This is a genomic window from Cupriavidus basilensis, assembly GCF_029335485.1.
Taxonomy (GTDB): Bacteria; Pseudomonadota; Gammaproteobacteria; order Burkholderiales; family Burkholderiaceae; genus Cupriavidus; species Cupriavidus basilensis_E.
Genome location: NZ_JARJLM010000674.1, coordinates 1 through 7,280, shown reverse-complemented (window position 1 = coordinate 7,280; position 7,280 = coordinate 1). Strand labels below are relative to the sequence as shown.

Here is a 7,280-nt window from a genome sequence, read left to right as displayed (position 1 = left end):
GCACCTCCACCTTGCCCAGCGCATCGGTGAAGCTCGGCGCCGTGCCGTTCAGCCCGTAGATGCCGTTGCTGCTGAACTGGCCGTCGCTGATCCTGGCCGCCGCCGCCACCAGGTTGCGCGTATCCACCTGGCTGGTGCCGCTGAAGATCACCCCGTTGCGGTTGACGATCATCACCGTGCCGTCGCCCCGGATCTGCCCCTGGATCTGGCTCGGCCGCGCCTGCGGATCGTTGACGCGGTTCAGCACCGCCCAGTCCGCCTGCTGCTTGAAATCCACCGTGGTGTTGCGCCCGACGTTGAAGGTCTCCCAGTTCAGCACCGCGCGGTCCGCGGTCTGCTGGATCGCCACCGTCGTCTTGCCACCGGCCGCCGTCTGCGCCGGCGCGTTGGCGTTGATCCAGCCCTGCGTGAGGCTGTTGGTGTCGATCTTCAGGCCGCCCTCGGCCAGCCCGTCCGGCACCGTGGCGTTCGCCGCCGCGGCGGCCGCGCGCGCGCTGGCTTGCGCGGCCTGCATCGCCGCGATGCCCTGCGCGGCCGCACCCAGGTTGGCCAGCGAGCGCTGCAGCTCGGCATTGGCCTGTTGCTGCTGGGCCGAGGGGCTCGCCAGCGCCGACACCGGCATGCCGTTGGGCAGGCGCCCGGTCTGCTGCGCCGCGCTCTGCGTCGCGCCCTTGGCCGCAAACCATGCACCGCTGAATGCCTGCTGCGCCTGCGCCGTACCCCAAACCCCGCCAGCGGCAAGCAGCATGGCAACGGCCCGGGTCAGCGGCGCCATGCGCAATGGCCATGCCGCCGGTGCCAGGTGTCGTGATTTCGCTATTGCGCACTTGCGCCCGCGTGTGCTCATCTGAAGTCCTGCCCAATAGTTGAGTCGATTCCGCTACGGCAGCCCGCCCGGTGCCGGGCCGCCACGTCCATCGAGTTTTGTTCGGCTCCGCTTCGCATTAAGCGGCAACAGAAACTCGCTGAGACAAGACGAATGGCTACCGCCAGATCCCTCAACTATTTTTTTGGCTTCGCACTTTGTCGCCGGGCTACAGGGGCGAACTTCGTAAGAAGGTGGGCAGTCCATACCCTATGTATCTGCGCAGTGGAATGGCCAGCCCTGGTGCCGGACGGCTCAACTCAGGACCAGCAATCCCCCTGGCAAGGACGTGGCTTCAAGCTTGTAGGTATGCTCGATTTGCCATAACGCTGCATCGAGAGACGTAATCAGGAATCGACCGCTCACCAGATGATCGCGAACGGCGGTGTTCACCAGCACGATACGGCCGGGTCGATAGCGGTTGATTTCTTCGATCACCTCGGCAAGCGGCGTATTGCGGAACACCATTTCTCCGGTGCGCCAAGCCGACACTTCCTGCGGATCAGCGCCGGCGACGGGGCTGACGATACGATCGTCGTAGATGGCTTGCTGCCGAGCCAGGAGTGCGCGAATCCCCGCGGGATGCTCCACGCGCGCGGCGCCTTCAAGACAGGTTACACAGACCTTGCCGTTGAGAGACTTCACGTCGAGGCGTCCCGATTCGGCTACGCTTCGGCCGATTCCCGCCGTCACGACGAAGCGCTGGCCGTCCCGGGACAGGTCGACGGCGGCCTGTCCATTGATGAGTTCCAGGCCGACCATTTGGCCATGGTCCATCTGTCGTCGAACGCTGGTCCGCGTGTTGAGCGTAACAAGAACACTGCCGGCTCGCCCGATTTCCTGCCGCTCGCCGGCGGCGGTACGGTAGTCCGCCCCCCACTCCGTGATCGCTGGCCAGACCCCAAGGGGTGGGTACACCGCGGCAACGGCCGCTACGGCCGCAGCACTCACCGCTGCGCCCATGAATGCACGACGCCCCAACTGCACGGGGCGTAATGCATGGCTGTGTGCGGCGGCGATCCCCGGATCGGCACGCAGCAATTCCCCTGCCGCCGGCTTCATCGCAGCCCAGAGCCGCTTGGCTTCGTTGAACGCTTCCTTGTTGGCCGGGCTGCTGTGCAGCCAGCGTTGAAATCCTTGCGCATCCCATGCATTGACTTCACGCGAGGTGAGCAAGCGCACCCAGGCCCGCGCTTCCTCCTGGAGCACGTCGTTGGAGACGGCATGTTGGTCGATGGGTTTCTTCACGATATCGAATCAAGCCACCACGAAAACGCGCTCTGGATGGCGTCGGCGAGCCGCGCGCAGCTTCGGCGCGGATTGCGTTTCACGAGTAAAGACGAATGACAATGCTCAAATCCCTCAACTATTTTTGTCTGCTCGACATTTGGGCACAGAAATCGTGCGCGCGCTTCAATTCGTTTTCGACCGTGCGTATCGAAACCCCCAGTCGCTCGGCCACTTCCTTTTGCGGCAATCCTTCCCAGCGGACCAGCAGCAAGATTTGCCGCCGGCGCTCTGGCAGGCGCGCCATGATTCTGCTCAAGGCCTCTAGCTCGGCACGGTCTTCAACCACCTGCGCCGGACCGGGTGCGGGATCGGACAGCTCCATGAGAGCTTCAACGTCGTCTGTCGACAAGTTGCGGTTCTGCCTGCGCTGAATATCGACGGCGATATTGACCGCCATGCGCAGCAGATAGGCACTCGGGCTCAGGATCGGCCCGTGGTTCTCCTGGCGCTGCAACCTCAGATAGGTATCGTGCAAGGCATCGCCAGCCAGGTCATCGCTGCCCAGCACCCGTACCAGACTTCGCTTGAGGTTGGCGTAGCGATTGGCCAAATGCTCCAGCAAGGCCGGCTGCACGTCGTCGGACATAGCTAGGACGCCCCCCTGTCGCAGCGAAGCCTGCCATTGTGATCCTCAGGGACAATCAACATGGTTAACGGTTGTTGCGCCATATCCGGCGGTGGCGGAGGGACCTGAATCGTTCTCAAGATTTCCATCAGCGCCACATCACGTTGGGGGTCCCCCGTCGAACCAAGCAAGCGCACCCCTTGGATGCGGCCATCGGCGCTCAATTGAAAGCGCATCAGCGCGCGGTAAGTCCCGGGGGCGGTCCGTGGGACGCTACAGAGCGCCTGCCAGATGCGGGATTGAACCTGGCCAGGATACCGTCGATCGCTGACCAGATCGTCGATCCCGGCATAGGGTGCCGGCGCGGCGTGTTCATCGGCTTCCATCAAGACAAAGGCACTGCCGCCTCCCCCTGCATTGTCTCGTTCTGCGGCGAGGCCAGTCCCCTTGAGTAGTTGGTTCAGCGCGACTTCGGGCAAGAAGCGCCCCTGCACAGCAGACGACATGCGCCCGGTCACGAGTTCGCTTCGAAAAAGCACCGGCCGTCTGGACTGCGCCGCATAGCGGTCAAGTGCGGAATCCAAGGGTAGCGCGGGTATGTCGAAGTCGAAAAGCCTTTCATTTCTCCCGGCCGTGCGGCCGATGGCCGGCGCATCCGTCAACGGCAATGTGGCAGCGGTGGCCGGTCCATGGAGAGGCATGTCCGACCGTGATGGCCCGCCCGACGTACCCGGCGACTGCGCACGCACCACCCCAGTCGCAATCAGGAGGCCCAAGCCACTCAAGAATCCTGTCAGCGCAAGCACGCTGACCGATGCCGAGTTGCCTGTCATTTCAAACGCATGAGTCGCCGGAGTTTTTGGGAATAGCGGGGTGGATGCTTCGCCAGCAATGTCGTCGAATTTTGTGAATACTTCATGACAAACGCCTCTTTTCCCGTGTGACTTCCATCTGTCCGGTTACGGCCGATCATCCTGGCGATGGATGTGGGGAGTCGGGATCGGATTGGCGTGCACGTGGCGATATTGTCGGCGGCAGCTTCGCCAGGCTGTCCGCTGCCACCATCTCGCGCGCGCCCGGCGCTCGGTCTGCGTAGTCGATGAGGGCCTACCGCGCGACCGCTCGGTCCGGCCGCATATCGCGAGCGAAACTCCCGGTACGAAGAGACGACGCTGCCGCACGGCGCCCGCGCCCCTTGCCCTCACGGAGGGTCGGCCGGGATTCGCATTTTATGCTCTGTGAAGCACAATTCCGCATTTTGGCATGCCCCCTTGAAGCCGGGTGCCGCATGCGGCGGGCTAAACGGCAACAATGAATCTGGGGTAGTCTTAACGGCACGCAGGCTTTCACAGTCAGACGTCGCCCTGGCTGTGCCAGGGAGTATGCGCATGGCTAAGGAACTGGTGTGTTCCCCTCCGTGCGCCGTGGGCCCGGACTACCATGCGCCCGAGCCGCCGGGCCGCGACCACTTCACAGCAGAGCCACTGCCCGGGTAGACCGCATCCACGCCCGGCATGCCGGGGAGCGCCGGGGCAGCGCGGCGTTTCGTCACGGTGCAGGATATCCCCGGCGAATGGTGGTCGCTGTTCCGCTGTGCCCCACTCGACACATTGATACGCGAGGGCGCTGGCCAACAGCCCCAACCTGGCCGCCGCCCAGGCAGCCCTGCGGCAGGCCCGCGAAAACTACAACACCGAAGTAGGCGGGGCCCTGTTTCCCGCGGTGGATGCGCAAATTGGGGCGTCGCGCGAGAAGCGCACGGCCAGTGCGCGGTAGCGCGCATTGGCCTCGCGCAGTGTGGCGTATTCGTCCGGAAAAATCTGGGCAATATGCAAGTCGATCAGGCTGGCACTCATGGTTTTCTTCAGTCCTTTACTGCATTGTCTCGACCTGGGTTGCCCCGCGAGTGCTGGACGATCTCGCAGCAGCAGGGGCAACGCGATCCGCGATGCCCCTGCCTGGCTAACACTATCTCACTGTCTCGAGCAAAGCTCCACGACCTCCGCTCCCGTTACACTTTCGCGTTCAAGGGTGCGGGCTGGCCCTACTCGGCGATGGCCTAGGACGGTACGAGATTCGCCGGGCGGCGCTCAGGCGTTGATCCAGGCGCGCGCCTGATCCAACTCATTGACATGGAACGCCTTGACTTCGGCCTTCGTAAAGAATCGCGCCAGATGCATCGAGGCGTGGATCCATCCCGCGTCGGCCACCACGGCCGCGCGCGTGATTTTGCGGGCCAAGGAAACGCCGAGCGTCAGGTCGGTCCACAGCGCCTTTGGCTCGATGCCGGTGACATGCTCGATGCGTTCGAGCACGCGGGTCTTGCCGTTCAGTTCGAGATCCGCTCGCATGCGCTCGATGGCTTCGCGCAGATCGCGGTCAGTGATTTTGCCTTCGACAAAAATCTCGACGACCGGGGAATCGGGGTCAGTGTGATACAGGATCATGGCAGGACCACTTGGCTGGGGAGACATTACACGCTCAGGCACGGACAAACCTAGCGTTCGATCACCTCCTGATGGTACGCCTTTTCACACGGCTCGGATCGGCGACTCTTCGAGCTTCCTGGCCGCATGCGGCCATCGAAAACAAACTGTTGGCTTGCCAGTCCACGCATGCGCTTCAAGCTAAAGATTCGCTAGGCCGCGCTATATTCTTACGGATCAACCTTGGGAGACGGTTTTGCCAGGGGCAGCGGCAGCATCCAGAGCCAGCATCGCAGGCCCGATCATCGCCTGCAAACGGGCGCGGCTGATGCCGTCGCGGGCCTGCACGGAGATGCCGTGCAGCAGCGCGCCGTAGAGATCGCCAAGCGCGGCGATGTCGGTGTCCTGCCGCAGTTCACCGCTTTCCACCGCCGCATGCAGCCGGTCAATAATGGATTGCGTGCGCTGGCGGCGGTGTTCCGCCAGCCAGTCGGCCACCGGTTCGTTCTCGAGTGCGCAGCTGCTGGCCGCGGACACCACCAGACAGCCATGCGGACGACCGCGTTTGGTGTAGGTCCGCGCCGCGTCGTCGAGCAAGCGGGCGATGGCCTGTCTGGCCGACTCTTCTTCCTGCATGGCGCGATCCGCGAAACCGCCTTCGCCTGCTTCGTATAGCGCCACCGCTTCTCGGAACAACGCTTCCTTACTACCGAACGCCGCGTAGATGCGCGCCGAGGCCAGGCCCAACGCCTCGACCAGCGTCGACATCGACGCGCCTTCATAGCCGCGCTCCCAGAACACGGTCATGGCCGCATTCAGGGCTTGGTCTCGATCAAATTCTCTGGGGCGTCCGGCCATGTTCTGCTCGTGAGTGAATGCTGTTGCGACGTGCATTTTACCGTCGCGGCGCCGAACACGGTTGACTTCCTCGTTTTCTCCGTCTATTCTTTGTCGATCGACAAACAATAGACGGTTAAATCAATGCAAACTATAAAAGGTCCAAGCCTCCACCTCGCTCAGTTCAGCGACGCGCAAGCGCCGTTCGACACGTTGCCCGCGATCGCCAAATGGGCCGCCGAAACAGGGTTCAAGGCATTGCAGGTTCCTGCCTGGGACGAGCGCCTGTTCGACGTAAAGACCGCAGCGGAAAGCCAGACATATTGCGACGAAGTCAAAGGCACGTTGGCCGAGCACGGCCTGGTCATCAGCGAACTGACCACGCATATCTTCGGGCAGCTAGTGGCGGTGCATCCCGCCTACGATTCGATGTGCGACAACTTCGCGCCGCCCGCGCTGCGCGGCAATCCGCAGGCGCGCTCCGTGTGGGTGCTGACGCGCCTCCAACTTGCCGCTAAGGCATCGCGCCGACTCGGCCTGACTGAGATGGGCACCTTCTCCGGCTCGTTCGCGTGGCCGTACTTGTTCCCGTTCCCGCAGCGCCCGAAAGGCTTGATCGAAGCCGCCTTCGAAGAACTCGCCAAACGCTGGTTGCCGGTGCTGAATGCCTGCGATGCGGAAGGCGTCAACCTCTGCTACGAGATCCACCCCAGCGAAGACCTGCACGACGGCGCCACCTTCGAGCGCTTCCTCGATCTGGTTGGCGACCATCCGCGCTGCCACATCCTGTTCGACCCCAGCCACTTCGTGCTGCAACAGCTGAACTACCTGGACTACATCGACTTGTACCGCGACCGCATCCGTATGTTCCACGTCAAGGATGCCGAGTTTAATCCGAGCGGGCGGCAGGGCATCTATGGCGGATATACGTCGTGGACCGAACGTGCCGGACGCTTCCGCTCGCTGGGCGATGGCCAGGTCGACTTCAAGTCGATCTTCTCCAAGCTGTCGCAATACGACTACCAGGGCTGGGCCACGCTGGAGTGGGAGTGCTGCCTGAAGAACCAGGAAGACGGCGCGCGCGAAGGCGTGGATTTCATCAACAGCCATATCATCCGCGTGACCTCGCGCATCTTCGACGATTTTGCTGGCGCCACGGTCGACAAGGCGCAGATCGACAGCATGCTCGGCATTGCCTGACATCAACAGCGCATCCAATGCATCCACCGAAGGCATCCATGCAAGACGACTTCCAATACACGCACACCTATGTACGCATCGACGGCCACCGCGTGCA

Annotated in this window: 8 protein-coding genes; 2 read left to right on the top strand and 6 right to left on the bottom strand. The window is 63.0% G+C overall.

From position 1 onward, the window contains the following. The 4 genes from P3W85_RS41380 to P3W85_RS41365 all read right to left on the bottom strand — a co-directional run. Nucleotides 1–775, bottom strand: a 775-nt coding sequence (locus P3W85_RS41380; protein WP_276269081.1) for a filamentous hemagglutinin N-terminal domain-containing protein, incomplete at its 3' end; no start/stop codon positions are given. Between the two features lie 345 nt (nucleotides 776–1,120). Continuing rightward, entirely contained in the window at nucleotides 1,121–2,113 is a 993-nt protein-coding gene (locus P3W85_RS41375) for a FecR family protein (protein WP_276269080.1), read from the bottom strand. Nucleotides 2,114–2,231: 118 nt separating this feature from the next. Then, nucleotides 2,232–2,741 carry an RNA polymerase sigma factor gene (locus tag P3W85_RS41370; RefSeq protein ID WP_276269079.1) on the bottom strand — a complete coding sequence of 170 codons (510 nt, stop codon included), beginning with the start codon at nucleotides 2,739–2,741 and terminating at the stop codon, nucleotides 2,232–2,234. A gap of 2 nt (nucleotides 2,742–2,743) precedes the next feature. Further along, a complete protein-coding gene (locus P3W85_RS41365; protein ID WP_276269078.1) occupies nucleotides 2,744–3,553 on the bottom strand; it encodes a TonB family protein in 810 nt (269 codons plus the stop codon). Between the two features lie 793 nt (nucleotides 3,554–4,346). Between P3W85_RS41365 and P3W85_RS45400 the strand changes: the two genes are divergently transcribed. Continuing rightward, nucleotides 4,347–4,496, top strand: a complete 150-nt coding sequence (locus P3W85_RS45400; protein ID WP_346430333.1) for a hypothetical protein — start codon at nucleotides 4,347–4,349, stop codon at nucleotides 4,494–4,496. A 314-nt stretch (nucleotides 4,497–4,810) separates the two neighbouring features. On the opposite strand, the gene P3W85_RS41350 is transcribed toward P3W85_RS45400, so the two are convergent. Both P3W85_RS41350 and P3W85_RS41345 read right to left on the bottom strand, forming a co-directional pair. After that, complete coding sequence (locus tag P3W85_RS41350; protein ID WP_017224221.1) at nucleotides 4,811–5,167, bottom strand: STAS/SEC14 domain-containing protein; 357 nt, start codon at nucleotides 5,165–5,167, stop codon at nucleotides 4,811–4,813. A gap of 216 nt (nucleotides 5,168–5,383) precedes the next feature. Further along, nucleotides 5,384–5,953 carry a TetR/AcrR family transcriptional regulator gene (locus P3W85_RS41345; RefSeq protein ID WP_276269077.1) on the bottom strand — a complete coding sequence of 190 codons (570 nt, stop codon included), beginning with the start codon at nucleotides 5,951–5,953 and terminating at the stop codon, nucleotides 5,384–5,386. A 174-nt stretch (nucleotides 5,954–6,127) separates the two neighbouring features. Here P3W85_RS41345 and P3W85_RS41340 point away from each other — a divergent pair, with 174 nt between their 5' ends. Further along, nucleotides 6,128–7,183 (top strand): sugar phosphate isomerase/epimerase family protein, encoded by a 1,056-nt coding sequence (locus tag P3W85_RS41340; RefSeq protein ID WP_276269076.1) that lies wholly within the window; start codon nucleotides 6,128–6,130, stop codon nucleotides 7,181–7,183. Nucleotides 7,184–7,280: the final 97 nt, after the last annotated feature.